The 23,537-nt window shown below is 70.2% G+C and carries 21 protein-coding genes; 9 read left to right on the top strand and 12 right to left on the bottom strand.

All coding sequences use genetic code 11. The annotated features are described in order from the left end of the window. Positions 1 to 98: 98 nt before the first annotated feature. The 3 genes from ABIE67_RS24250 to ABIE67_RS24240 form a co-directional block, all read right to left on the bottom strand. A complete protein-coding gene (locus tag ABIE67_RS24250) occupies positions 99 to 1,079 on the bottom strand; it encodes a pirin family protein (protein ID WP_370260862.1) in 981 nt (326 codons plus the stop codon). Positions 1,080 to 1,270: 191 nt separating this feature from the next. Then, entirely contained in the window at positions 1,271 to 2,563 is a 1,293-nt protein-coding gene (locus ABIE67_RS24245; protein WP_370260860.1) for an MFS transporter, read from the bottom strand. A gap of 181 nt (positions 2,564 to 2,744) precedes the next feature. Further along, on the bottom strand, positions 2,745 to 3,221 hold the full coding sequence (locus tag ABIE67_RS24240; protein ID WP_370260858.1) for an SseB family protein: 477 nt from the start codon (positions 3,219 to 3,221) through the stop codon (positions 2,745 to 2,747). A gap of 178 nt (positions 3,222 to 3,399) precedes the next feature. Here ABIE67_RS24240 and ABIE67_RS24235 point away from each other — a divergent pair, with 178 nt between their 5' ends. The 4 genes from ABIE67_RS24235 (at position 3,400) to ABIE67_RS24220 (ending at position 7,970) form a co-directional block, all read left to right on the top strand. Next, complete coding sequence (locus tag ABIE67_RS24235; RefSeq protein WP_370260855.1) at positions 3,400 to 4,257, top strand: intradiol ring-cleavage dioxygenase; 858 nt, start codon at positions 3,400 to 3,402, stop codon at positions 4,255 to 4,257. Between the two features lie 155 nt (positions 4,258 to 4,412). Continuing rightward, complete coding sequence (locus ABIE67_RS24230; RefSeq protein WP_370268862.1) at positions 4,413 to 6,239, top strand: acyl-CoA dehydrogenase; 1,827 nt, start codon at positions 4,413 to 4,415, stop codon at positions 6,237 to 6,239. Positions 6,240 to 6,362: 123 nt separating this feature from the next. Next, entirely contained in the window at positions 6,363 to 7,661 is a 1,299-nt protein-coding gene (locus ABIE67_RS24225; protein WP_370260849.1) for a M18 family aminopeptidase, read from the top strand. A 60-nt stretch (positions 7,662 to 7,721) separates the two neighbouring features. Then, entirely contained in the window at positions 7,722 to 7,970 is a 249-nt protein-coding gene (locus ABIE67_RS24220; RefSeq protein ID WP_370260844.1) for a DUF6458 family protein, read from the top strand. Here ABIE67_RS24220 and ABIE67_RS24215 read toward each other — a convergent pair. Continuing rightward, on the bottom strand, positions 7,958 to 9,826 hold the full coding sequence (locus ABIE67_RS24215; RefSeq protein ID WP_370260841.1) for a thioredoxin-like domain-containing protein: 1,869 nt from the start codon (positions 9,824 to 9,826) through the stop codon (positions 7,958 to 7,960). The genes ABIE67_RS24220 and ABIE67_RS24215 overlap by 13 nt on opposite strands. A gap of 29 nt (positions 9,827 to 9,855) precedes the next feature. Further along, the gene (locus ABIE67_RS24210; protein WP_370260837.1) at positions 9,856 to 10,245 is read right to left on the bottom strand and encodes a cupin domain-containing protein; all 390 of its coding nucleotides are present in this window, start codon (positions 10,243 to 10,245) and stop codon (positions 9,856 to 9,858) included. A 53-nt stretch (positions 10,246 to 10,298) separates the two neighbouring features. Here ABIE67_RS24210 and ABIE67_RS24205 point away from each other — a divergent pair, with 53 nt between their 5' ends. Both ABIE67_RS24205 and ABIE67_RS24200 read left to right on the top strand, forming a co-directional pair. Next, positions 10,299 to 11,282 carry a helix-turn-helix domain-containing protein gene (locus tag ABIE67_RS24205; RefSeq protein WP_370260835.1) on the top strand — a complete coding sequence of 328 codons (984 nt, stop codon included), beginning with the start codon at positions 10,299 to 10,301 and terminating at the stop codon, positions 11,280 to 11,282. After that, positions 11,279 to 11,776, top strand: coding sequence for an LURP-one-related/scramblase family protein (locus ABIE67_RS24200; protein WP_370260832.1), 498 nt, complete (start codon positions 11,279 to 11,281; stop codon positions 11,774 to 11,776). Before ABIE67_RS24205 ends, ABIE67_RS24200 begins: the two co-directional genes overlap by 4 nt. Before the next feature lie 9 nt (positions 11,777 to 11,785). Here ABIE67_RS24200 and ABIE67_RS24195 read toward each other — a convergent pair whose 3' ends face one another. Continuing rightward, positions 11,786 to 12,583, bottom strand: coding sequence for a carbon-nitrogen family hydrolase (locus tag ABIE67_RS24195; protein ID WP_370260829.1), 798 nt, complete (start codon positions 12,581 to 12,583; stop codon positions 11,786 to 11,788). A 194-nt stretch (positions 12,584 to 12,777) separates the two neighbouring features. Between ABIE67_RS24195 and ABIE67_RS24190 the strand changes: the two genes are divergently transcribed. Next, positions 12,778 to 13,602 carry a maleylpyruvate isomerase family mycothiol-dependent enzyme gene (locus ABIE67_RS24190; RefSeq protein ID WP_370260824.1) on the top strand — a complete coding sequence of 275 codons (825 nt, stop codon included), beginning with the start codon at positions 12,778 to 12,780 and terminating at the stop codon, positions 13,600 to 13,602. 194 nt (positions 13,603 to 13,796) lie between these two features. Beyond that, entirely contained in the window at positions 13,797 to 14,561 is a 765-nt protein-coding gene (locus tag ABIE67_RS24185; protein ID WP_370268860.1) for a cyclopropane-fatty-acyl-phospholipid synthase family protein, read from the top strand. Positions 14,562 to 14,580: 19 nt separating this feature from the next. On the opposite strand, the gene ABIE67_RS24180 is transcribed toward ABIE67_RS24185, so the two are convergent. Together ABIE67_RS24180 and ABIE67_RS24175 are read right to left on the bottom strand one after the other, a co-directional pair. Further along, entirely contained in the window at positions 14,581 to 15,876 is a 1,296-nt protein-coding gene (locus ABIE67_RS24180) for a nitrate/nitrite transporter (RefSeq protein WP_370260819.1), read from the bottom strand. Further along, positions 15,873 to 16,535 carry a GntR family transcriptional regulator gene (locus ABIE67_RS24175; RefSeq protein WP_370260815.1) on the bottom strand — a complete coding sequence of 221 codons (663 nt, stop codon included), beginning with the start codon at positions 16,533 to 16,535 and terminating at the stop codon, positions 15,873 to 15,875. The genes ABIE67_RS24180 and ABIE67_RS24175 overlap by 4 nt, the downstream gene beginning before the upstream one ends. Before the next feature lie 232 nt (positions 16,536 to 16,767). Here ABIE67_RS24175 and ABIE67_RS24170 point away from each other — a divergent pair, with 232 nt between their 5' ends. Then, positions 16,768 to 17,643, top strand: a complete 876-nt coding sequence (locus ABIE67_RS24170; RefSeq protein ID WP_370260811.1) for a D-alanyl-D-alanine carboxypeptidase family protein — start codon at positions 16,768 to 16,770, stop codon at positions 17,641 to 17,643. A 103-nt stretch (positions 17,644 to 17,746) separates the two neighbouring features. Here the strand turns inward: ABIE67_RS24170 and ABIE67_RS24165 are convergent, their stop codons facing one another. The 4 genes from ABIE67_RS24165 to ABIE67_RS24150 form a co-directional block, all read right to left on the bottom strand. After that, complete coding sequence (locus tag ABIE67_RS24165) at positions 17,747 to 19,174, bottom strand: dihydrolipoamide acetyltransferase family protein (RefSeq protein ID WP_370260807.1); 1,428 nt, start codon at positions 19,172 to 19,174, stop codon at positions 17,747 to 17,749. Positions 19,175 to 19,184: 10 nt separating this feature from the next. After that, positions 19,185 to 20,174, bottom strand: a complete 990-nt coding sequence (locus tag ABIE67_RS24160) for an alpha-ketoacid dehydrogenase subunit beta (RefSeq protein WP_370260803.1) — start codon at positions 20,172 to 20,174, stop codon at positions 19,185 to 19,187. 1 nt (position 20,175) lies between these two features. After that, on the bottom strand, positions 20,176 to 21,351 hold the full coding sequence (pdhA, locus tag ABIE67_RS24155; RefSeq protein WP_370260798.1) for a pyruvate dehydrogenase (acetyl-transferring) E1 component subunit alpha: 1,176 nt from the start codon (positions 21,349 to 21,351) through the stop codon (positions 20,176 to 20,178). Between the two features lie 485 nt (positions 21,352 to 21,836). Then, positions 21,837 to 23,399 carry a protein kinase gene (locus ABIE67_RS24150; protein ID WP_370260794.1) on the bottom strand — a complete coding sequence of 521 codons (1,563 nt, stop codon included), beginning with the start codon at positions 23,397 to 23,399 and terminating at the stop codon, positions 21,837 to 21,839. Positions 23,400 to 23,537: the final 138 nt, after the last annotated feature.

Raw genomic sequence — 23,537 nt, 5'->3', positions numbered from 1 at the left:
GGTGACGGCCGTACTCCGCCGGAATCCAGCGGGGGTGGCAGCGCAGAGGCGGGGCCGGTGAGCTGCTCCACTGCTCACCGGCCCCGCCCTGAGCGGCATCAGCCCTCGGTCGGCCCGCTCTCGCTCATCCCGTGGACGGCCGGGATCGTCCCCAGCCGGCCCTTCTGGAAGTCGTCGAAGGCCTGCTGGAGTTCGTCACGCGTGTTCATGACGAAGGGGCCGTAGTGGGCCATCGGCTCACGGATCGGCTGCCCGCCCAGGAGGACGACCTCCAGGTCCGGCGTGTGGGAGTCCTGCTTCTCGTCGGCGCGGACGGTCAGGGAGCCGCCGTCGCCGAAGACGGCCGTCTGGCCCAGCTCGACCGGGCGGCGTTCCGCACCGACCGTGCCGCGGCCCGCGAGGACGTACGCGAGGCCGTTGAAGTCCTCGCGCCACGGCAGGGTGATCTCCGCGCCCGGGGCGAGGGTCGCGTGGATCATCGTGATCGGGGTGTGGGTGATGCCGGGGCCCTGGTGGCCGTCCAGCTCGCCCGCGATGACACGCAGGAGCGCGCCGCCGTCGGGGGTGGTGAGCAACTGGACGCTGCCGCCCCGGATGTCCTGGTAGCGCGGCGCCATCATCTTGTCCCTGGCCGGGAGGTTCACCCACAGCTGCAGGCCGTGGAAGAGACCGCCGGACATGACGAGGGACTCCGGCGGGGCCTCGATGTGGAGGAGGCCGCTGCCGGCCGTCATCCACTGGGTGTCGCCGTTGGTGATGGTGCCACCGCCGCCGTTGGAGTCCTGGTGGTCGAAGATCCCGTCGATGATGTAGGTGACGGTCTCGAAGCCGCGGTGCGGGTGCCAGGGAGTGCCCTTGGGCTCGCCCGGCGCGTAGTCCACCTCGCCCATCTGGTCCATCATGATGAACGGGTCCAGATAGCGGTAGTTGATCCCGGCGAACGCACGGCGCACCGGGAAGCCCTCGCCCTCGAAACCGCTCGGCGCGGTCGTGACGGCGAGCACGGGACGGGCCACCGCCTCCGCGGGCGCGGCGACACGGGGCAGCGTCAGCGGGTTCTCGACGGTCACTGCAGGCATGTCGGTACCTCCTTGTGCGGCCAGTTTAGTTGAGCATTGAACTTTCTGCCACTCCTAACGCGGAAAGCCCGGAGGCCATTCCCGCCGGGCACAGCCGAAGGCCGACACCCGGGGCGGGTGTCGGCCTTCGTCACAAGGACCCGGTGTTCAGGAGGCGGCTCAGTGTGCCAGGAAGAGCCGGGGCGGCGTGGTCAGACGGCCGGTTCGGGCCGCTTCCCGGCGGTGCGGTCCGCTGCGGGCAGGTGCTCCGCGACCGGGGGCTTGCGCCGGTCGTCCCGCAGCACCAGTGTCGCCAGCAGCGCCGCCGCCAGGACGCCGATCGCGCTGACCGTGAAGGTGGTGGACATCGAGGCGGCGAAGGCCTCGCGGGCCGCCGCGACCAGACCGGCGTCGCCCTCGGCCACCGCCCCGGCGATCGAGTGCTTCGCCTCCTCCGGCGCCCCCTCGGGCATCCGGTCCGCGTAGCCGCTCGACAGCAGCGAGCCCAGGATCGCGATGCCCAGCGCGGTGCCGGCCTGCTGGATGGTGTCGTTCAGGGCCGAGCCGACGCCCGCCTTGTCCTCGGGGATGGTGCCCATCAGCGCGCCCACCGCGGCCGGCATCGCCAGACCCGCGCCGAGGCCGAGGAGACCGAGCGCCACCGCCGGGACCGTGAAGCCGGAGTCCGCCGAGACCGTGGCCATGAGGGCGAAGCAGGCCACCATCACCAGCATCCCCGCGAGGATCACCCACCGGTTGCCGTACCGCGCGGCGAGCTCGACGCCCACGCCGTTGCCGAGCAGGGCGGTGATCGCCAGCGGCCGGAAGGCGAGGCCCGCCTCCAGGGGCGAGTAGCCGAGCACGAACTGCAGGTACTGAGTGAGGACCAGCAGCAGACCGCCGTTGCCGATCTGGACGAGCGCCAGGGAGAGCGAGCCGCCGCTGAAGTTGCGGTGCCTGAACAGGCCCAGCGGGACCATGGGGGACTTGGTGACGTTCTCCCAGATCACGAAGCCGGCCAGGGAGGCGAGCGCCACCACCGGGGTGACCGTGGAGCGGCCGCCCAGCGCACCGTGCTGCGGAAGCTCGATGATCCACCAGACCAGGGCCGTCATCCCGACCGCCGACAGCACCGCGCCCAGCGGGTCCGCCTTCTGCCAGGGCGCCCTGGACTCCGGCATCAGCGTGAGACCGGCGACGACGGCGAGCGCCACGATCGGCACGTTGATGAAGAAGATCGACTGCCAGGAGAAGTGCTCGATCAGGACACCGCCCAGCACCGGGCTGCCGACCAGGCCGAGCATGGACACCGAGCTCCAGGCCGCCATCGCCTTGCCGCGCTCCTCCTCGTCGAAGACGGTGATGAGGATCGACAGGGTGGACGGCATGATCAGCGCCCCGCCGACCCCCATCGCGACCCGTACGGCGATCACCTCGCCGGGGCTGGTGCACCAGGTCGCGGCCAGCGGCCGGCCGCCCAGCAGGCCGCCGCGGGCCACGAGCACCTGGTCGAGGGCTATGCGGACGCCGTCTCGGCGAGCGTGGCCCCCGTGGCCCTGCGCGACGAGAAGTTCGCCTACGGCCTCGACGTGGTCCTCGACGGGCTGGCGCTGCGGCTCAAGGCGTAGGGGACCGGCGCGGGAGCCGAGGCGTGAAGGACCGGCGTGAAGGACCGGCGTGACGGTCCTAGCCGCCGTACATCCGCCGCATCGCGAACTCGACCATCTGCTCCACGGCCTTCGCGTCGAAGACCATGCGGTGCTCGCCCTCCATGTCGAGGACGAAGCCGTAGCCGGTCGGGAGCAGGTCGATCACCTCGGCGCCGGTGATGACGAAGTACTTGGACTCCTTGCCCGCGTACCGGCGCAGCTCCTTCAGCGAGGTGAACATCGGGATCACCGGCTGCTGGGTGTTGTGCAGGGCGAGGAAGCCCGGGTTGTCACCGCGCGGGCAGTAGACCTTCGACGTCGCGAAGACCTGCTGGAAGTCCTCCGCGGCCATCTGCCCGGTGGTGAAGGCCCGCACCGCGTCCGCGAGCGAGGGCGGGGACGGCTCGGGGTAGAGCGGCGGCTGCTGGCCGTACCCGCCTCCACCGCCGGCCATGGGCTGCTGCGGCGGGGCGTACTGCTGCTGTGCACCGACGTTCTGGTCGTAGCCGTACATGGGCGCAAGAGTACCGAGAGCGGCCGGTACGGCGTGGCGGTACGGGTGCCCCGGCAAACCGACAGCGACTCGACAGTGACTTGACAGCCGCCGTGCTGGTTTCCCGCAGCCGCCGCTCATAGCGTCTGTCCCACCGAGGGAGCACCGCAGCCGGCACCGCTCCAGCGAGGGGACAGCCATGCACCGTGACCACGACGACGACGTCCACGAACACGACAGAGGGCTCTCGTACGACCTTCCCGTACTCGCCCGCCGCCGGATGATCCGGCTGATGGCGGGGGCCGGACTGGTGCCGCTGGTGGGATGCAGTGCGGACGAGGACACCTCGGTGTCCTCGTCGGCCACGTCCTCTTCGGCCGCGTCCTCCTCCAAGGGCTCCACCTCCGGAAGCTCTTCCTCCGCGGAGTGCGCGACCATCCCGGAGGAGACCGCCGGCCCCTTCCCCGGCGACGGCTCGAACGGCGTGAACGTCCTGAAGGAGAGCGGGGTCGTCCGCAGCGACATCACCCGGAGCTTCGGCGACTCGGCGGGCGGTACCGCCGAGGGCGTGCCCCTGACGGTCACCCTCACGGTCGTCGACGCCGCCTCCGGCTGCGGGACGCCGAAGAAGGGCGCCGCCGTCTACCTCTGGCACTGCGACCGGGAGGGCGCCTACTCCCTGTACTCCGAGGGCGTCACTGACGAGAACTACCTCCGCGGCGTCCAGGAGACCGACGAGAAGGGCCAGGTCACCTTCAGGAGCGTCTTCCCCGGCTGCTACGAGGGCCGCTGGCCGCACATCCACTTCGAGGTCTACGGCAGCCTCGCCGATGCCACGGCCGCCACTTCCCTCACGAACACCTCGCAGCTCGCGTTCCCGAAGGACGTCTGCGACACGGTGTACGCCTCGGACGGCTACGGCCGGAGCGTGACGAACCTGAGCCGGCTGTCCCTGGAGACGGGCGGCATCTTCAGCGACGGCTACGACCAGCAGATGGCGGTGATGAAGGGCAGCGTGGCCGGCGGCTACACCGCGGACCTGACGGTTCCGGTCTGACGCTCCGGTCTGCCCTCTCCGGTGTGACCTGTCACAGATGACCGTATCGGGGTTGCGTCTTATTACTGACGGGTAGCATCATCGTAGCTACTTGTTGGTACGTGAACTAGCGCGAGGATCAAGTGCCTCGCCGATCCCTCTACGGAGTCATCGCCATGGGGCACTACAAGTCAAATCTCCGCGACATCGAGTTCAACCTCTTCGAAGTACTGGGACGCGACAAGCTGTATGGCACCGGTCCGTTCGAGGAGATGGACACCGAGACCGCGAAAAGCATCCTCGAGGAGCTGACCCGCCTCGCCGAGAACGAGCTGGCGGAGTCCTTCACGGACGCCGACCGCAACCCGCCGGTCTTCGACCCCGAGACGAACACCGCGCCGGTCCCGGCGTCCTTCAAGAAGAGCTACAAGGCCTTCATGAACTCCGAGTACTGGCGGCTCGGCCTGCCCGAGGCCATCGGCGGCACGACGGCTCCGCCGTCCCTGATCTGGGCGTACGCGGAGCTGATCCTCGGCTCGAACCCGGCCGTGTGGATGTACTCCTCCGGCCCGGCGTTCGCCGGGATCCTCTACGACGAGGGCACCGAGGTCCAGAAGAAGATCGCCCAGATAGCGGTCGAGCGGACCTGGGGCTCCACCATGGTGCTGACCGAGCCGGACGCCGGTTCGGACGTGGGCGCCAGCCGCACCAAGGCGGTCCAGCAGGAGGACGGCTCCTGGCACATCGAGGGCGTCAAGCGCTTCATCACGTCCGGTGAGCACGACATGGAGGAGAACATCCTTCACTACGTGCTGGCCCGCCCCGAAGGTGCCGGTCCGGGCACCAAGGGCCTGTCCCTCTTCCTCGTCCCGAAGTACCTCTTCGACTTCGAGACCGGCGAGCTGGGCGAGCGCAACGGCGTCTACGCCACGAACGTCGAGCACAAGATGGGCCTGAAGGCCTCCAACACCTGCGAGATGACCTTCGGCGACCAGCACCCCGCCAAGGGCTGGCTGATCGGCGACAGGCACGACGGCATCCGCCAGATGTTCCGCATCATCGAGTTCGCCCGCATGATGGTCGGCACGAAGGCGATCTCCACGCTGTCGACGGGCTACCTGAACGCGCTGGAGTACGCCAAGGAGCGCGTCCAGGGACCCGACCTGGCCAACTTCATGGACAAGACCGCGCCCAAGGTCACCATCACCCACCACCCGGACGTGCGCCGCTCGCTCATGACGCAGAAGGCGTACGCGGAGGGCATGCGCGCGCTGGTGCTGTACACGGCGTCGGTGCAGGACGCGATCGCGGTGAAGGAGGCGGCCGGCGAGGACGCGAAGAGCGAGCACGCGCTCAACGACCTGCTCCTGCCGATCGTCAAGGGCTACGGCTCCGAGAAGGGCTACGAGCAGCTCGCCCAGTCGCTGCAGACCTTCGGCGGCTCCGGCTTCCTGCAGGAGTACCCGATCGAGCAGTACATCCGCGACGCCAAGATCGACACCCTGTACGAGGGCACGACCGCGATCCAGGGCCAGGACTACTTCTTCCGGAAGATCGTCCGCAACCAGGGCGCCGCGCTGAACTCGCTCGCCGAGGACATCAAGAAGTTCCTGGCGCTCGGCGAGGGCGGCGAGGAGCTGGGCGCGGCCCGCGAGCACCTCGCGAAGGCGGCCGTGGAGCTGGAGGCGATCGTCGGCCTGATGCTGACCGACCTCGCGGCCACCGAGCAGGACGTCAAGAACATCTACAAGGTCGGTCTGAACACCACCCGCCTGCTGCTGGCCTCCGGTGACGTCGTCGTCGGCTACCTGCTGCTCAAGGGCGCCGCGGTCGCCGCCGAGAAGCTTCAGACCGCGTCCGCGAAGGACAAGGCGTTCTACGCGGGCAAGATCGCGGCGGCGAAGTTCTTCGCGGCCAACGTCCTGCCGGGCGTCACCGGCGCCCGCAAGATCGCCGAGGGCATCGACCTGGAGCTGATGGAGCTGGACGAGGCGGCGTTCTAGCCTCCGGTTCCGGCCGCTCCTTCCAGTCCGTTCCAGTCACTCACGGACAATCCGCATCGTCCTTACGAGGGCCCGCTCCTCTTCACCGGGAGCGGGCCCTCGTACGTCGTTAAGGTGAACCCCATGAGCGAACCCCCCCGCTTCGACCGCGGCCACACCGACGACCTCATGTCCTTCCTCGCGGCGAGCCCGTCGCCGTACCACGCCGTGGCGAACACCGCCGAGCGGCTGGAAAAGGCCGGCTTCCGGCAGGTCGCGGAGACGGACGCCTGGGACGGGTCGAGCGGCGGCAAGTACGTGCTGCGCGGTGGCGCGATCGTGGCCTGGTACGTCCCCGAGGGCGCGGCGCCCCACACGCCGTTCCGGATCGTCGGCGCGCACACGGACTCCCCCAACCTGCGGGTGAAGCCGCTGCCGGACACCGGGGCGCACGGCTGGCGGCAGGTGGCCGTGGAGATCTACGGCGGACCGCTGCTCAACTCCTGGCTCGACCGCGACCTGGGCCTGGCGGGCCGGCTGACCCTGCGGGACGGTACGACCCGGCTGGTGAACGTGGACCGTCCGCTGCTGCGCGTCCCCCAACTCGCCATCCACCTGGACCGTTCCGTGTCGGCGGAGGGGCTCAAGCTCGACAAGCAGCGGCATCTGCAGCCCATCTGGGGCCTGGGCAACGATGTGCGGGACGGCGACCTGATCGCCTTCCTGGAGGAGACGGCGGGTCTCGCGGCCGGCGAGGTCACGGGCTGGGACCTGATGACGCACTCCGTGGAACCCCCGGCCTACCTCGGCCGGGACAAGGAACTGGTCGCGGGCCCGCGCATGGACAACCTGCTGTCGGTCCACGCCGGCGCGGCGGCGCTCACCGCGGTGGCGGGCTCGGGCGCCGGACTGCCGTCCATCCCGGTGCTGGCCGCCTTCGACCACGAGGAGAACGGCTCGCAGAGCGACACCGGCGCCGACGGGCCGCTGCTGGGCGGCGTCCTGGAGCGTTCGGTGTTCGCGCGCGGCGGGTCGTACGAGGACAGAGCGCGTGCCTTCGCGGGCACCGTCTGTCTCTCCTCCGACACGGGCCACGCGGTCCACCCCAACTACGCCGAGCGCCACGACCCGACGCACCACCCGCGCGTCAACGGCGGGCCGATCCTGAAGGTCAACGTCAACAACCGCTACGCCACCGACGGTTCGGGCCGGGCGGTCTGGGCGGCGGCCTGCGAGAAGGCCGACGTCCCCTTCCAGTCCTTCGTCTCCAACAACTCGATGCCCTGCGGCACCACGATCGGCCCGATCACCGCGGCCCGGCACGGCATCAAGACCGTCGACATCGGTGTGGCGATCCTGTCGATGCACAGCGCGCGGGAGTTGTGCGGCGCGGACGACCCGCATCTGCTGGCGAACTCGCTGGTGGCGTTCCTGGAGGGGTAGTTCGGGCCGGGTGGGGTACTCGCCTCCGACCGGAACCACCGGACCAGGGAGGCGACACATATGGGCCTCGGCGGATGCATCATCCTCATCGCCGCGGGAGCCATCCTCACGTTCGCGACCGACTGGGACATGGAGGGAGTCAATCTCGACCTGGTCGGCATCATTCTGATGATCGTCGGACTGATCGGCGTCACCACGTTCAGCAGCATCGCCAGGCGCAGGCGCGTGGTGGTGCCGCCGGCGACGCCGGTCGTCGGCGAGGAGACCCACCACCGGCGGGACGGGTACAGCGACGGTTACGGCGTCTGAGTCTCCGCCTCGCTGTCCGCCCCGCCTCCTGCGCCGCCGTCCATCCCGGCGAGCACCAGCGGCAGTCGGTCCGTGCCGGTCCGGGTCAGCCGGACCGGCACGCCCCAGTCCTGCTGGTGGACATGGCAGGCGGGGTATTCGTTGTCCGGGTCGTCGTCGCAGGACGCCGCCATCGCGGACACATGCAGAACGCCCTCGGAGACAGCCGGATCGAGTTCCAGGGTGCGGGAGAGGTCCGTGTCCGCGCCCTCCCCGGCGAGCAGCAGCTCGGGCGGGGCGCAGGAGACCAGGAGACGGGTCGAGGGGCCGTACCGCGTGTCCAGCTTCTGCCCCGCCGGGGCCTGGAAGATCACGTCCAACCGGAGCTTTCCCGGGGCGACTTCGGTGGCGGCGCGCTGGGTGCGATGGGCGACCGCGTCCACCCGCACGGCCTCCTCGGGCAGGCGCAGCCGGGTCAGCCGGTGGCGCGCCGATTCGACCACCACGATGTCGTCCCCGACCAGCACCGCGTCCGACGGCTCCCGCAGATCCGTGGCCAAGGTGGTGACCTCACCGGTCGCGGGGTCGTAGCGACGCAGCGCGTGGATGTACGTGTCGCAGACCGCGACCGAGCCGTCGGGCAGGGCCGTCACCCCCAACGGGTGCTGCAACAGGGCCTGTTCGGCGGCACCGTCACGGTGACCGAAGTCGAAGAGGCCGGTGCCGACGGCGGTGTGGACGGTGCCGTCGCGCTCCACCCGGCGCAGGGCGGACGTCTCGGAGTCGGCCAGCCACAGCCGCTCCCCGTCGGCCGACACCGCGAGCCCGGACGGCTGCGCGAACCATGCCTCGGCGGCCGGGCCGTCGACCAGGCCCTCGTTGGAGGTGCCCGCGGCGACGGAGACGGTGCCCTCGGCCGGGTCGTACGTCCACAGCTGGTGGATGCCGGCCATGGCGATCCAGACCTTGCCCTGCCACCACGCCACGTCCCACGGTGAGGACAGGTTGACCTCGCGCGCGGGACCCGACGTGGGGTCGCCCTGCATCCACTGGTGGCCGGTGCCCGCCAGGGTGGTGGTCCGGCCGCTCTCCGGGTCGAAGCGCCGAAGGGCGTGGCTCACCGTGTCGGCGACGACCACGGAGCCGTCCGGCAGCAGGGCCAGGCCCTGCGGCTCGTTGAACCGCGAGCGGCCCCAGGTGCTGCTGGTCATGCCGCGGCTGCCCTGGCCGATCCGCCGGACGACCGTCTCGCCATCCTCTTCCAGCTCCACCAGTTGATGCCGGGTCGTGTCGCTGACCAGGAAGTTCCCCGAGGGCAGACGCAGCGCCTTGCCCGGGAAGCGCAGCACCGTCGGCTTCGGCTCCGGCGCCACGTACGGCCCGTCGCCGCGCCGCAGGGTGCCCTTGGTTTCGTGCTCGGCCTCCAGCTCGGTCACCAGCCGCTCGATGGCGTGCACATGCCCCTCACCGGCGTGCTGCGCGACGACGTAGCCCTCCGGGTCGACCACGACGAGCGTCGGCCAGGCCCGTACCGCGTACTGCTTCCAGGTGGCGAGCTCGGGGTCGTCGAGGACGGGATGCTCCACGCCGTACCGCTCCACCGCGTCGACGACCGCCTGATGCTCGGCCTCGTGCACGAACTTCGGCGAGTGCACCCCGATGACGACCACGGTGTCCCGGTGCTTCTCCTCCAGCTCTCTGAGCTCGTCGAGGACATGCAGGCAGTTGATGCAGCAGAACGTCCAGAAGTCCAGGATCACGACGCGTCCCCGCAGGTCGGCGAGGCTGTACGGGCGGCCGCCCGTGTTCAGCCAGCCGCCCTTGCCGATCAGCTCGGGGGCACGGACGCGGACGCGACGAGAGGCGGAGCCGTTCATGCCCCAAGGGTGCCACCGGGCACTGACAGTCAGGTCAGTGCGTGCCCGGTGGTCGCGTCCACATGGTCCGGCACCTCGTCGTGGCGGTCGCCGACGGTCAGGGTGCCGGTGGGTTCGAGGACGAGGATGGCGGCGGGGGCGGGGGCGTGGGGCTTGTGTTCGGTGCCGCGGGGGACCGTGAAGACGGAGCCCTTGGGGAGGACGACCGTGCGCTCGCCCGCCGGTTCCCGCAGGGAGATGTGCAGTTCGCCGTCGAGGACCAGGAAGAACTCGTCGGTGTGGTCGTGGACGTGCCAGACGTGGTCGCCGTCGACCTTGGCCACGCGGACGTCGTAGTCGTTGACGGTGGTGACGATGCGGGGACTCCACTGCTCGGTAAAGGAGGCGAGGGCCCGGTCCAGGGAGATGGGTTCTGTCATGTCCGTCATCGTGCGGGGTCTCCGGGCCGTCGTGGAACTGGTAGGAATCGCATATGCCGCAAGGATCCTCGCACCGAGTCGTGCTGATCGTGGACGAGAACTCGAACCCCTTCGAGATGAGCTGTGCCATCGAGGTCTTCGGGCTGCGCCGACCTGAGCTGGGCCGGGAGCTCTACGACTTCGCCCTGTGCGCCGCCGGGCCGCGCACCCGGATGCGGGACGGGTTCTTCACGCTCACCGGCGTCGCCGGGCTGGAGGCGGCGGACGAGGCGGACACGCTGATCGTGCCGAACCGGCCCGACACCGACACCCCACGCTCGCCGCGCGTGCTGGACGCCGTACGACGGGCACACGCGCGTGGCGCCCGGCTCCTCGGCTTCTGCTCGGGCGCGTTCACCATGGCGGAGGCCGGGCTCCTGGACGGGCGGCGGGCGGCCTGCCACTGGATGTGGGCCGACTCCTTCCGGGCCCGCTTCCCGCGCGTCCTGCTGGAGCCGGACGTCCTCTTCGTCGACGACGGGGACATCCTCACCGCGTCCGGCAGCGCCTCGGCGCTCGACCTGGGGCTGCACGTCGTACGACGCGACCATGGTGCCGAGATCGCCAACCACGTCTCCCGGCGGCTCGTCTTCGCAGCCCACCGGGACGGCGGGCAGCGGCAGTTCGTGGAGCGGCCCGTACCGGACGTGCCGGACGAGTCGCTGGCCCCGCTGCTGGCGTGGGCGCAGGAGCGGCTGGGGGAGCCGCTGACGGTGGCGGCCCTGGCGGCGCGGGCGGCGGTGTCACCGGCCACCTTGCACCGCCGCTTCCGGGCGCAGCTGGGGACGACGCCGCTGGCCTGGCTGACGGGGGAGCGGGTGGCCCTCGCGTGCCGGCTGATCGAGCGCGGCGAGGAGCGGCTGGACGTGGTGGCGGCCAGGAGCGGACTCGGCACCGCGGCGAACCTCCGCGCGCGCGTGCGCCGCGAGACGGGTCTCAGTCCGTCGGCCTACAGGCGGCGTTTCGGAGCGGGCGGCGGGGAACGCCTCGTGTCATGAGATTCCTCGTACGCGACCGGCTCCTCGGCTTCGGTGACGACTACTGGATCGAGGACGACCGGGGCAACAAGGTGTTCCTCGTCGACGGCAAGGCGATGCGGCTGCGCGACACCTTCGAGCTGAAGGACACCGAGGGGCGCGTCCTCGTCGACATCCACCAGAAGATGCTCGCCCTGCGCGACACGATGGTGATCGAGCGGGACAGCCAACCGCTCGCCACGATCCGCCGCAAACGGCTGTCCCTGCTGCGCAACCACTACCGGGTGTCCCTGGGGGACGGCAGCACGGAACTCGACGTCAGCGGCAGGATCCTCGACCGGGAGTTCGCCGTCGAGTACGACGGCGAACTGCTGGCCGTGGTCTCCCGCCGGTGGCTGCACGTGCGGGAGACGTACGGCGTGGACGTCGTCCGGGACGACGCGGATCCCGCGCTGCTGATCGCGGTGGCGGTGTGTGTGATCCACCTGGCGGAGAAGGAGCGGAAGGACGACTGACGTCCGGTTTCAGCGGCGCGGCGCCGCCAGCCCGAGCACCCGGTCCTTGAGCGCCGGGAACTGATCCCGTGTCACCGCGACCTTCGCCGGGTCGAACTCCACCGTCAGGACCTGCTCCCCCGCACCGGCCTCGGCCAGCACCTCGCCCCAGGGATCCACCACGATCGAGTGACCGGCCTGTGGAACTCCCGCGTGCGTCCCGGCCGTTCCACAGGCGAGCACGAACGCCTGGTTCTCCACCGCCCGCGCCTGAGCCAGCAGCGTCCAGTGCGCCCGTCGGCGTTCGGGCCAGCCCGCCGGGACGACCAGGGTCTCGGCGCCGGCGTCGACGAGGCCGCGGAACAACTCGGGGAAACGGAGGTCGTAACAGGTGGCCACACCGATCGTGGTCTCGGGCAGACGCGCCGTCACCAGCTCCGCGCCGGCCCCCATCAGCACGGCCTCGCCTTTGTCGAAGCCGAACCGATGGATCTTTCGGTACGCGGCGGCCAGATCACCGGAGGGGGAGAAGACGAGGGACGTGTTGTAGAGGGGACCCTCGGGGTCGCGCTCGGGGATCGATCCCGCGTGCAGCCACACGCCCGCGTCGCTCGCGGCCTTCGCCATCGCCTCGTACGTCGGGCCTTCGAGCGGCTCGGCCTCGCTGCCGAACTCCTCGTAGGCGAAGGCGCCGGTGGTCCACAGCTCGGGCAGGACGACGAGGTCGGCCGACCCGGCCTGTTCCCGTACCAGCGAGGAAACCCTCACCCGACGCGATTCGACCGATTCGCCCTCATTGACGTCGATCTGGAGCAAAGAGGCGCGCACACTACCACCGTCCTGGCATTCGAGCGGTCCACACGGGCTTCCGCACGGGGCCTACGATCGTCACACGAAAGCACTGCCGGGGTGCCTCACAGCAGCGTAACTTAGCGTTTCAAGACACCCGCCGACAGAGCCGCCTCCCACTGGCAACGCCGCCACAAACCGCCCGTGTACCGACCGCCGAGGGGTCCCGTTCCGTGAGTCTGCATCCCACCCTCCAGCCCTACGCCGACGCCTGGACCCACTCGATCGAAGCGATATCCGAGCTGGTGACGCCGCTTGTGGAGGGCGAGTGGAATCGGCGCACACCCTGCCCCGGCTGGTCGGTCCGCGACGTCGTGTCGCATGTCATCGGCCTGGACTGCGAGATGCTCGGCGACCCGCGCCCCATCCACACCCTCCCGCGCGACCTCTTCCACGTCACCAACGACCACCAGCGCTACATGGAGATGCAGGTCGACGTCCGCCGCCACCACACGGCGCCGGAGATGACGTCCGAGCTGGAGTACACGGTCATCCGCCGCAACCGCCAGCTGCGGAACGAGTCCCGCGACCCCGGCACGAAGGTCCGCGGCCCGCTCGGCGCGGAGCTCACCCTCGAAGAGTCGATGCGCACCCACGCGTTCGACGTCTGGGTCCACGAACAGGACCTGCGCACCGCCCTCGGCCGCCCCGGCAACCTCGACTCCCCCGGCGCGCACGTGGCCCGCGACGTCCTGCTCGGCAAGCTGCCCGAGATCGTCGCCACCAGGGCCGATGCCCCCCGCAGCTCGGCGATCGTCCTCGACGTCCACGGCCCGATCGAGTTCCTCCGCACGATCCGCATCGACATCCAGGGCCGCGGCACCCTCGAAACGGCCCCCGCGCTGGGCCCCGCCGCCACCCTCACCCTCGACTGGGAAACCTACGTCCGCCTCGCCTGCGGCCGCGTCACCCCGGAGGCGGCCGCAGACCGCGTAAAGGCGGAGGGCGACACGGATCTGACGGCGGCGATCCTGCGGAACTTCACGGTGACGTCGTAACACCAGGCATCCTCAGCCCGTCAGGCGTTTGAGGACGAGGCCCTTCGGGCCGAAGCGGGGTCTGGGGCGGCAGCCCCAGCGGGGTCGAAGGGGCGAGCCCCTTCCAGAAAGAGACGGGTAGGGGCGGCGGGGGCGAAAACCGCTGTCGCCCACTCCACACCCACAGCTAACGTCCCGCCGTGACCGACTCCCACATGAACACCCCAGCCAGCCACCCGCCCCGCCTGACCCACCTGACCTTCCACGGTCCCCTCTCCGAGGCGCGGGCCCAAAGCCTCGTCCGGCGACTCACCCGGACGAACCCCACCACCGTCCTCGACATCGGCTGCGGCTGGGGCGAGTTGATGCTGCGCATCCTGACCGCGGCCCCCGACGCGAGCGGCACAGGCATCGACCTCAACGCCGACGACCTCGCCCGCGGCCGCCGCAACGCCGAAGCCAGAGGCCTGACGCACCGGGCCGAATTCGTCGAGGAGTCCGCCCTCGCAGCCACCCGCGGCCCCGCCGACCTGGTCCTGTGCGTCGGATCGAGCCAGGCCCTGAGCACCACCGAGCCGCCCGAGCACACCACCGAGGCCCTCCGCGCACTACGCGGCCTCGTCACCGACAACGGCCGCGTACTGCTGGGTGAGGGCTTCTGGCAGCGCACCCCGACCCCCGCCGAACTCAAGGGCATGTGGCCGGAAGCCGCCGTCACCGACCACCACGACCTGGCCACCCTGCTCGACCTCGCGGTAGCCGCCGGTTTCCGCCCGGAGTGGACCGAGACGGCCAACCTCGACGAGTGGGAGGAGTTCGAATCCGCGTACCAGGCGGACGTCGAGGTGTGGCTGGCCCAGCACCCCGGTCACCCGCTGGCCGCCGAGACCCGTGAGCGCCTGGACCGCCACCGCGCCCAGTGGATGAGCTATCGGGGCGTACTTGGACTCGCGTACCTCACACTCGTCCCGGCCCTGTAGTTCCCCGGCCGCCGCAGGCTCACGCGGGAACGTGCACGGTCTCCACCCTGCTGGCCACCAGCCGTTCCCGCTCCCTGCGCGCCGCCCGCTTCCGCAGCCGCAGGATCTGGCTCACACCCAGCGCCTGGAGGACGAAGACCACCGAGAAGGCGACGGCGTAGTCGTCCCCGGTCGCGTCGAGCAGCACCCCGATCGCGAACAGCGTCGTCATCGAGGCCACGAAGCCGCCCATGTTGGTGATCCCGGACGCCGTGCCCTGCCGCTCCGGCGGATTCGCCGGCCGTGCGAAGTCGAAGCCGAGCATGGAGGCCGGACCGCACGCGCCGAGCACCGCGCACAGCACGATCAGCAGCCACATCGGCGCCGTGTCGCCGGGCCAGACCAGCGTCGTCGCCCACAGGAGCGCCGTCGCGCCCACCGTGCCCAGCGCCAGCGGGAGCCGCGCCTCGTGGTGCCGGGCGACGACCTGGCCGTAGACCAGGCCGACGACCATGTTCGACAGGACGACGAGGGTGAGCAGTTCACCGGCCGTGGCCCGGGACAGCCCCTGCGCCTCGACCAGGAACGGCATGCCCCACAGCAGCAGGAACACCATCGCCGGGAACTGGGTCGTGAAATGCACCCACAGCCCGAGCCGCGTGCCCGGTTCCCGCCAGGAGGCGGCGATCTGGCGTCGTACGTACGCCGCGCCCTGGTGCGGAAGCGGGTCCGGCTCGTGCCCCTCGGGGTGGTCCTTCAGGAACAGCAGCAACAGGACGAACACCACGGCACCCGCACCCGCGCTGCCCGCGAACGCCGCCGTCCAGCCCACCCCGTGCAGCAGCCGTGCCAGCACCAGCGTGGAGACGAGGTTGCCCGCCATGCCCGCGAGTCCGGCGAGCTGCGCGATCAGTGGACCGCGCCGGGCCGGGAACCAGCGGCTGCCCAGCCGCAGCACGCTGATGAACGTCATCGCGTCGCCGCAGCCCAGCAGGGCGCGTGAGGCGAGGGCCATGCCGTACGACGGTGAGAAGGCGAAGCCCAGTTGGCCCGCCGTGAACAGCACCACGCCCAGGCCCAGCACCTTCTTGGTGCCGAGGCGGTCGACGAGGAGGCCGACGGGTATCTGCATGCCCGCGTAGACGAGCAGTTGCAGGATCGAGAACGTCGACAGGGCCGAGGCGTTCACGTCGAAGCGGTCCGCGGCGTCGAGGCCGGCGACCCCGAGGGACGTACGGAAGATGACGGCGACGAAGTAGACCGAGACGCCAATGCCCCAGACGGCGACGGCGCGGCGGCCGCCCAGAGGGTCACCCGGCAATGCGGAGGTCCTCATCGCTCCTCACCCCGGGCGAGGTGCGAGAACCAGCCGATGTGCCGGTGGACCAGCCCCACGGCCGCCTCGGCGTCCCCGGAGCGCAGGGCCTGAAGGATCTCGTCGTGCTCGACCAGGGTCTTGGCGATCCGGTCGGGGTGGGAGTGCAGGACGGCGACGCCCATGCGCAGTTGCCGGTCGCGCAGTTGGTCGTACAGCCTCGACAGGATCTCGTTGCCGCCGCTGCGGACGATCTCCGCGTGGAAGCACCGGTCGGTGACGGCCGCTCCGGCGAGATCACCGGCGGCGGCCTGGGCCTTCTGCTGGGCGAGCAGTTGTTCCAGGCGCTCGATGAGGCCGGGGGGCGCGGGGACGGCCTTGCGCGCCGCGTGCTCCTCGACGAGCATCCGCGTCTCGACCACGTCCTTGATCTCCTGCGCGGAGACCGGCAGGACCAGTGCGCCCTTCTTCGGGTAGAGCTTGATCAGCCCCTCGACCTCCAGCCGCAGCAGCGCTTCCCGCACGGGCGTGCGCGAGACGCCGACGGCCTCGGCGAGCTCGCCCTCGGTGAGGAGCGTCCCGCCCTCGTAACGGCGGTCCAGGACACCCTGCTTGACATGGGTGTAGACGCGGTCGGCGGCGGGTGGCTGCTTGAGGGGTGCGGGCGGGGCGGAAGGCATGCCCACAGCATAGATACAACACGTACGCATGGCGGTGGTCATTCCACCATGCGGACCTCACAGCGGAATCTTCCGGCAAAGAAGCAACATCCACCCCAGCCGCTGCACAACCTTCTGTGCTAATTACGTGTCACACACGTGCGGCCCCACTTTCTTTCCCCTCCAATTCGGCCGCACTTTCGGGGCATTCGACGTAATCGGGGTATTTCAGTTGATAACTGCCATCAAGGGCATGCGTGTCCGCAGAGCCGCAGCCGTCGTGCTCACGACCGGCGCGGTCCTCGCCTCCGGTGCCGTCACCGCGGCCCCCGCGCAGGCCGTGACCACGCCCTCGATCACCGCCAAGGGCGGGTTCCTGATGAACAGCGCGACCGGTAAGACGCTGTTCACCAAGTCCGCGGACACCAAGAGGCTCACCGCCTCCACCACCAAGATCATGACCGCCAAGGTCGTGCTCTCGCAGTCGAACCTGAACCTGGACACCAAGGTCACGATAAGGAAGGAGGTCAGCAACTACATCGTCTCCAAGGGCGCCTCGTCGGCCAACCTGATCGTCGGTGACAAGGTCACCGTCCGTCAGCTGCTGTACGGGATGATGCTCAAGTCGGGCTGTGACGCCGCGATGTCCCTCGCCGACAAGTTCGGTACCGGCTCGACGGTCAACGCGCGCGTGAAGTCGTTCATCGGCAAGATGAACACCATGGCCAAGAGCCTGGGCATGACGAACACGCACTTCGACTCGTTCGACGGCATCAGCAACGGCTCCAACTACTCGACGCCGCGCGACCTGACCAAGCTCGCCCGCAGCGCGATGAAGAGCACCACGTTCAAGACCGTCGTGAAGACCAAGGCGTACACGGCGAAGACGATCACGAGCTCCGGCTCCACTCGCACGATGGCGACGTGGAACAACACCAACACCCTGCTCGGCTGGAACGGCACGCTCGGTGTGAAGACGGGCTCCGGAAGCGAGGCCAAGTACTGCCTGGTCTTCGCGGCCACGCTCAACGGGGAGTCGGTGATGGGCACCGTCCTCACCGCCCCCGATGAGGCCAGCCGCACGGCGGACGTGAAGAAGCTCATCAACTACGGCTACGCCAAGATCTGACGCCCGCTGAGGCTCACTGAGCGCTGAGGCCCTCCAAGGCCCGCGCTCGACGAAACGGGGCGGCCACTCGACAGTGGCCGCCCCTTTCGCTCCTCCTTCGGGCTCACGCCCAGGTGATCAGCCGCTTCGGCTGTTCCAGGATCGCCGCCACGTCGGCGAGGACCTTGGAGCCCAGTTCCCCGTCCACCAGCCGGTGGTCGAAGCTGAGCGCCAGCGTCGTGACCTGACGCGGCTTCACCTTGCCCTTGTGGACCCACGGCTGGAGCCTGATGGCGCCGACCGCGAGGATCGCGGACTCGCCGGGGTTGAGGATCGGGGTGCCGGTGTCGACGCCGAAGACGCCGACGTTGGTGATGGTGACCGTGCCGCCCTGCATCGCGGCGGGCGTGGTCCTGCCGTCCCGCGCCGTCGACACCAGCTCGCCGAGCGCCTCGGCCAGCTGCGGAAGCGTCTTGGCGTGGGCGTCCTTGATGTTCGGGACGATCAGGCCGCGCGGCGTCGCCGCCGCGATGCCCAGGTTGACGTAGTGCTTCTGCACGATCTCCTGGTTGGCCTCGTCCCAGGACGCGTTGACGTCCGGGTTCCGCTTGATCGCCACCAGCAGGGCCTTGGAGATCAGCAACAGGGGGTTCACGCGCAGGCCCGCGAACTCCTTGTCCTCCTTGAGCTCCTCGACCAGCTTCATCGTGCGCGTCACGTCCACCGTCACGAACTCCGTGACATGCGGCGCCGTGAACGCCGAGCCGACCATCGCCGCCGCCGTCGCCTTGCGGACGCCCTTCACCGGGATACGGGTCTCGCGGGCCGTGTCGTACGCGGCCACCGGCGCCGGAGCGGCGGCGGGCACGGCGACCGGGGCGGCCTGCGGCACCGGCTCGGCGGCCGGGGCCTGCGGGGCCACCGCCGCGTGGACGTCCTCGCGCGTGATGATGCCGTCGGGGCCGGTCGGGGTGACCGTCGTCAGGTCGACGCCCAGGTCCTTCGCCAGCTTGCGCACCGGAGGCTTCGCCAGCGGCCGGGGAGACGCCACCACCGCGGCGGGGCCCTGGCCGTGGCCGTTCAGCTCGGACTGCAGTGCCTGCGCCGACGCGGAGGGCTCCTGGCGCGGGACCTCGGCCCCCTTGCGCGGGCGGCGCTTCGTCGAGGACGCGGCCACGCCGTAGCCGACCAGCACCGGCTGGCGGCCCTGGGGCTTGGCCTCCTCCGGCTCCGTCTCGGCCGGAGCCGGAACCTGGACCTGAGCCGGCGCCTCGGCGACCGGGGCCGCCCCGCCCGCCAGGTCCACCGCGATGATCGCCGTACCGACGTCCACCGTCGTGCCCTCGGGGAAGCGCAGCTCGCGGACCACCCCGTCGTACGGGATGGGCAGCTCGACGGCCGCCTTGGCCGTCTCGACCTCGCACACCACCTGGCCGTCGGTGACCGTGTCGCCCGGCTGGACGTACCACTTGAGGATCTCGGCCTCGGTGAGTCCCTCGCCCACGTCGGGCATCTTGAACTCGCGCACGGACGCTTCCGTCATCGTCGTCACGACCCTCTCCTCAGTACGCCAGGGCACGGTCGACGGCGTCGAGTACCCGGTCCAGGCCCGGCAGGTACTCCTCCTCCAGACGCGCCGGCGGATACGGGGCGTGATAGCCGCCCACCCGCAGCACCGGGGCCTCCAGGTGGTAGAAGCAGCGCTCCGTGATCCGGGCGGCGATCTCCGCGCCCGAGCCGAAGAACACCGGTGCCTCGTGGACCACGACCAGACGGCGGGTCTTCTCGACGGAGGCCTGGATGGAGTCGAAGTCGATCGGGGAGACCGAGCGCAGGTCCAGGACCTCCAGGTTCCTGCCCTCCTCGGCGGCCGCGTCGGCGACCTCCTGGCAGAGCTTCACCATCGGGCCGTAGGCGGCCAGGGTGAGGTCCGAGCCCTCGCGGACGACCTTCGCCTTGTGCAGCGGGCCCGGGATCGCCTCGGTGTTGACCTCGGCCTTGTCCCAGTAGCGCCGCTTCGGCTCGAAGAAGATCACCGGATCGTCGCTCTGGATGGCCTGCTGCATCATCCAGTACGCGTCCGACGGGTTGGACGGGCTGACGACCTTCAGACCGGCCACGTGCGCGAAGAGCGACTCGGGGGACTCCGAGTGGTGCTCCACCGCGCCGATGCCGCCGCCGTAGGGGATCCGGACGACGACCGGGAGCTTGACCTTGCCCAGCGAGCGGGCGTGCATCTTCGCCAGCTGCGTGACGATCTGGTCGTACGCCGGGAAGACGAAGCCGTCGAACTGGATCTCCACGACGGGCCGGTAGCCGCGCAGGGCGAGACCGATCGCCGTGCCGACGATGCCGGACTCCGCGAGCGGGGTGTCGATGACGCGGCTCTCTCCGAAGTCCTTCTGCAGGCCGTCCGTGACGCGGAAGACGCCGCCGAGCTTGCCGACGTCCTCGCCCATGATGAGGACCTTGGGGTCCGTGTCCAGGGCACGGCGCAGCGACTCGTTGATCGCCTTGGCCAGAGCCAGGTTCTTTACTGTCTCCGCTGCCATGTCAGGCCCCCTCTACGTCCGTGAACGACGCCTGGTAGGCGGCGAACTGGGCGCGCTCCTCGTCGACGAGCGCATGCCCGTCCGCGTACACGTTCTCGAAGATGGCGAAGTGGTCCGGGTCCGGCATGGCGCGGACCGCCTCGCGCACTCGTTTGCCCAACGCCTCGCTCTCGCGCTCCAGTTCCGCGAAAAATCCCTCGTCCGCGTGGTTTGAAGCCTCGAGATAGGCGCGAAGGCGCAGGATCGGGTCCTTCGCCTCCCAGGCCAGACGCTCGTCGTCACCGCGGTAGCGGGTGGGGTCGTCGGAGGTGGTGTGCGCACCCATGCGGTACGTGTACGCCTCGACCAGTGTCGGGCCCTCGCCGCTGCGGGCACGCTCCAGCGCCCACTTCGTCACCGCGAGGCAGGCCAGGACGTCGTTGCCGTCGACCCGGACGCCGGGGAAGCCGTAGCCCTGCGCGCGCTGGTACAGCGGCACCCGGGTCTGCTTCTCGGTCGGCTCGGAGATCGCCCACTGGTTGTTCTGGCAGAAGAACACCACGGGGGCGTTGTAGACCGCGGAGAAGGTGAAGGACTCGGCCACGTCGCCCTGGCTGGAGGCGCCGTCGCCGAAGTAGGCGATCACCGCGCTGTCGGCGCCGTCCTTGGCGATGCCCATGGCGTAGCCGGTGGCGTGCAGCGTCTGGGAGCCGATGACGATCGTGTAGAGCTGGAAGTTGTTGCTGTTGGGGTCCCAGCCGCCGTTGTTCACGCCGCGGAACATGCCGAGCAGGTTGGCCGGGTCGACCCCGCGGCACCAGGCGACGCCGTGCTCGCGGTAGGTCGGGAAGACGTAGTCGTCCTCGCGGGTGGCCCGGCCGGAGCCGATCTGGGCGGCCTCCTGGCCGAGCAGCGACGCCCACAGGCCCAGCTCGCCCTGGCGCTGCAGGGAGGTGGCCTCGGCGTCGAAGCGGCGGGTGAGCACCATGTCGCGGTAGAGACCGCGGAGCTCCTCGGGGGTGATGCCGGCGACGTACTTGTCGTACTCGGCGTTCTTGACGCGCTTGCCCTCGGGCGTCAGCAGCTGCACGAGCTCGGGGTCCGTGCTCGGCGATTTCCTTGCGGTTGTCTTGCCGGCCGTGCTCTTGGTACCGGCGCTGCGTCGCGGCTTTCGCGCGGCAGTGCTCTCCACGGTCACGTGTGCTCCTCCGTCGGTCCGGCTACCCGGGTTCGCCGGGTGCCAGTGCGGCTCACCTGAAGCCCTACGGACGCACAGGGTGGGTGCGGCTCGTGGGGGGACAGGCGTGACAGGTGCCCCGGCGAGCGCCCTGCAATAGGCACGTTACCCAGTGCTCCACATTTCTGTGAAACCCCTCCTGACCTGCGTTTTTGCTTGGATTTCCAAGTAAATCGCGAAAGTCCGGAACAAGTCCTGGTCACAGCCTTGCAGGGGGCCGGAACAACGGCACGTTATATCGGTGACCCAGGTCACGGGAAGAGTGACAGAGGTCGAGGTCACGGAACCGGTGTGAGGCTGATCTCGTCCGCGAAAGCGGATAAATCAGGTTATGGCTGCAGAACGATCCAGCCGTCTGCCGTAAACGGCACGCGCGCGTGGAGCCCGTTTCCGGGCCGCACGCGCGCGTGGGATGGGTTCTCAGCGGAGCCGGGCCGGCAGGCCGGTCAGACGCCTCCGGAGTCGCCCGCCGTTGCCGTCGGCAGGGTCGGCGGGGTGGACGGATCCTCCGTCGGGTCCTCCGTCGGACCCTCCGTCGGATCCTCGGTCGGGTCCTCGGTCGGATCAGCCGTGGTCGGGTCCTCGGTCGGCTCGTATGTGGGATCCTCCGTCGGCTCGTACGTGGGATCCTCCGTCGGCTCGTAGGTCGGGTCGGTGCCCGTGCCGGTGCCGTCGTCCGTGGCTTCCTCGGTCGGATCCTCGGTCGCCTCGTCAGTCGCGTTGCCCTCGTCGGTGGTCTGCGACGTGGTCGGAGTTGGCGTGGTGTCCGTATCACCGCCGCCGCGGCCGCCGCCGTTCTGCAGTGCCAGCGCGACACCGGCCGCGATCGCGATCACCGCGAAAACGGCCAGGATCCACAGCTTGCCGCGGCCGCTGCCCTTGTTGCCGTGGCCCTCGAAGCCGCCGTCGTCCCCGCCGCCGTATCCGGAGGGCAGGATCGGCTGCGGGATCTGGCTCGTGCCGGCGCCCGAGTCGCCGGGGTGGCCCATGACCGTCGTGTGCGCGAAGCCGGACGCGGGGGTGTGCCGGCCCTCGTGCACGGCCACCGGGCCGGTGTTCCAGGTGCCGGTGTGGCCGCCCTGGTCGTACAGCATCTGCAGGCCGTACTGGACGAGGCCGCGCATCTCCTCGGCCGTCTGGAACCGGTCGTCCGGCTCCTTGGCGAGCGAGCGCATGACCAGGCCGTCGAGCTCCGGCGGCACGGCGTCGGAGACCTCGGACGGCGGGGTCGGGATGTCCTGGACGTGCTGGTAGACCACCGACAGCGGGGTCTCGCCGGTGAACGGCGGGCGCAGCGCGAGGAGTTCGTAGAGCAGGCAGCCCGTCGCGTAGAGGTCGGACCGGTGGTCGACCGCCTTGCCGAGCGCCTGCTCGGGCGAGAGGTACTGCGGGGTGCCCATGACCATGCCGGTCTGCGTCATCGTCGACTGCGCGCCGTGCAGGGCGCGGGCGATACCGAAGTCCATCACCTTCACGGCGCCGTTGTGCGTGATGATGACGTTGGCGGGCTTGATGTCGCGGTGCACGATGCCGTGCTGGTGCGAGTAGGCGAGCGCCTCCAGGACCCCGGAGACGATGATCAGGGCCTGCTCGGGGCCGGGTGCCTCGGCGTTGAGCAGGAGGTCGCGGATGGTGCGGCCCTCGACGATCTCCATCACGATGTACGGCACGCTGTGCGCGCCCACGACGTCCTCGCCGGAGTCGTACACGGCGACGATGGCGTGGTGGTTGAGGCCGGCCACCGACTGGGCCTCGCGCGTGAAGCGGGCCTTGGACACCGGGTCCTCGGCGAGGTCGGAGCGCAGCAGTTTGACCGCCACGGTGCGTCCGAGGCGCACGTCCTCGGCCGCGAACACCTCGGCCATGCCGCCCCGGCCGAGTCTGCGGGTCAGCCGATAACGGCCGTCCCCGACAAGCCCGCCATTACCCCACATTTCCGGCGCGTCTGACATACCGCCGCCAGCCGCCTCGGGGTCGGACGGGCCCTGAGCGCGCTGCTGCTGTGCCATCGGTCCTCGCCGTCGTTTCTGCCCGCGGTGCGCGCGGTGTTGTTACGGTCTCCGTCGGCCACGCTACAGCCTCCGCGCAAGCCGCCGGACCGAGACGGCCGCCCCAACCGGAAGGAGGCGGACCGGCCATCAAACCGG

The organism is Streptomyces sp. V4I8 (genome assembly GCF_041261225.1).
Taxonomy (GTDB): domain Bacteria; phylum Actinomycetota; class Actinomycetes; order Streptomycetales; family Streptomycetaceae; genus Streptomyces.
This window is presented reverse-complemented; position numbering and strand designations above follow the sequence as displayed.

Coding starts and splice junctions, on each gene's coding strand:
- ABIE67_RS24230 (WP_370268862.1), top strand. CDS start 4,413: ATGGGGCACTACAAGTCAAATCTCCGCGACATCGAGTTCAACCTCTTC.
- ABIE67_RS24225 (WP_370260849.1), top strand. CDS start 6,363: ATGAGCGAACCCCCCCGCTTCGACCGCGGCCACACCGACGACCTCATG.
- ABIE67_RS24215 (WP_370260841.1), bottom strand. CDS start 9,826: ATGAACGGCTCCGCCTCTCGTCGCGTCCGCGTCCGTGCCCCCGAGCTG.
- ABIE67_RS24180 (WP_370260819.1), bottom strand. CDS start 15,876: ATGAGGACCTCCGCATTGCCGGGTGACCCTCTGGGCGGCCGCCGCGCC.
- ABIE67_RS24150 (WP_370260794.1), bottom strand. CDS start 23,399: ATGGCACAGCAGCAGCGCGCTCAGGGCCCGTCCGACCCCGAGGCGGCT.
- ABIE67_RS24220 (WP_370260844.1), top strand. CDS start 7,722: ATGGGCCTCGGCGGATGCATCATCCTCATCGCCGCGGGAGCCATCCTC.
- ABIE67_RS24160 (WP_370260803.1), bottom strand. CDS start 20,174: ATGGCAGCGGAGACAGTAAAGAACCTGGCTCTGGCCAAGGCGATCAAC.
- ABIE67_RS24185 (WP_370268860.1), top strand. CDS start 13,797: ATGAACACCCCAGCCAGCCACCCGCCCCGCCTGACCCACCTGACCTTC.
- ABIE67_RS24200 (WP_370260832.1), top strand. CDS start 11,279: ATGAGATTCCTCGTACGCGACCGGCTCCTCGGCTTCGGTGACGACTAC.
- ABIE67_RS24170 (WP_370260811.1), top strand. CDS start 16,768: ATGCGTGTCCGCAGAGCCGCAGCCGTCGTGCTCACGACCGGCGCGGTC.
- ABIE67_RS24210 (WP_370260837.1), bottom strand. CDS start 10,245: ATGACAGAACCCATCTCCCTGGACCGGGCCCTCGCCTCCTTTACCGAG.
- ABIE67_RS24175 (WP_370260815.1), bottom strand. CDS start 16,535: ATGCCTTCCGCCCCGCCCGCACCCCTCAAGCAGCCACCCGCCGCCGAC.
- ABIE67_RS24235 (WP_370260855.1), top strand. CDS start 3,400: ATGCACCGTGACCACGACGACGACGTCCACGAACACGACAGAGGGCTC.
- ABIE67_RS24240 (WP_370260858.1), bottom strand. CDS start 3,221: ATGTACGGCTACGACCAGAACGTCGGTGCACAGCAGCAGTACGCCCCG.
- ABIE67_RS24250 (WP_370260862.1), bottom strand. CDS start 1,079: ATGCCTGCAGTGACCGTCGAGAACCCGCTGACGCTGCCCCGTGTCGCC.
- ABIE67_RS24205 (WP_370260835.1), top strand. CDS start 10,299: ATGCCGCAAGGATCCTCGCACCGAGTCGTGCTGATCGTGGACGAGAAC.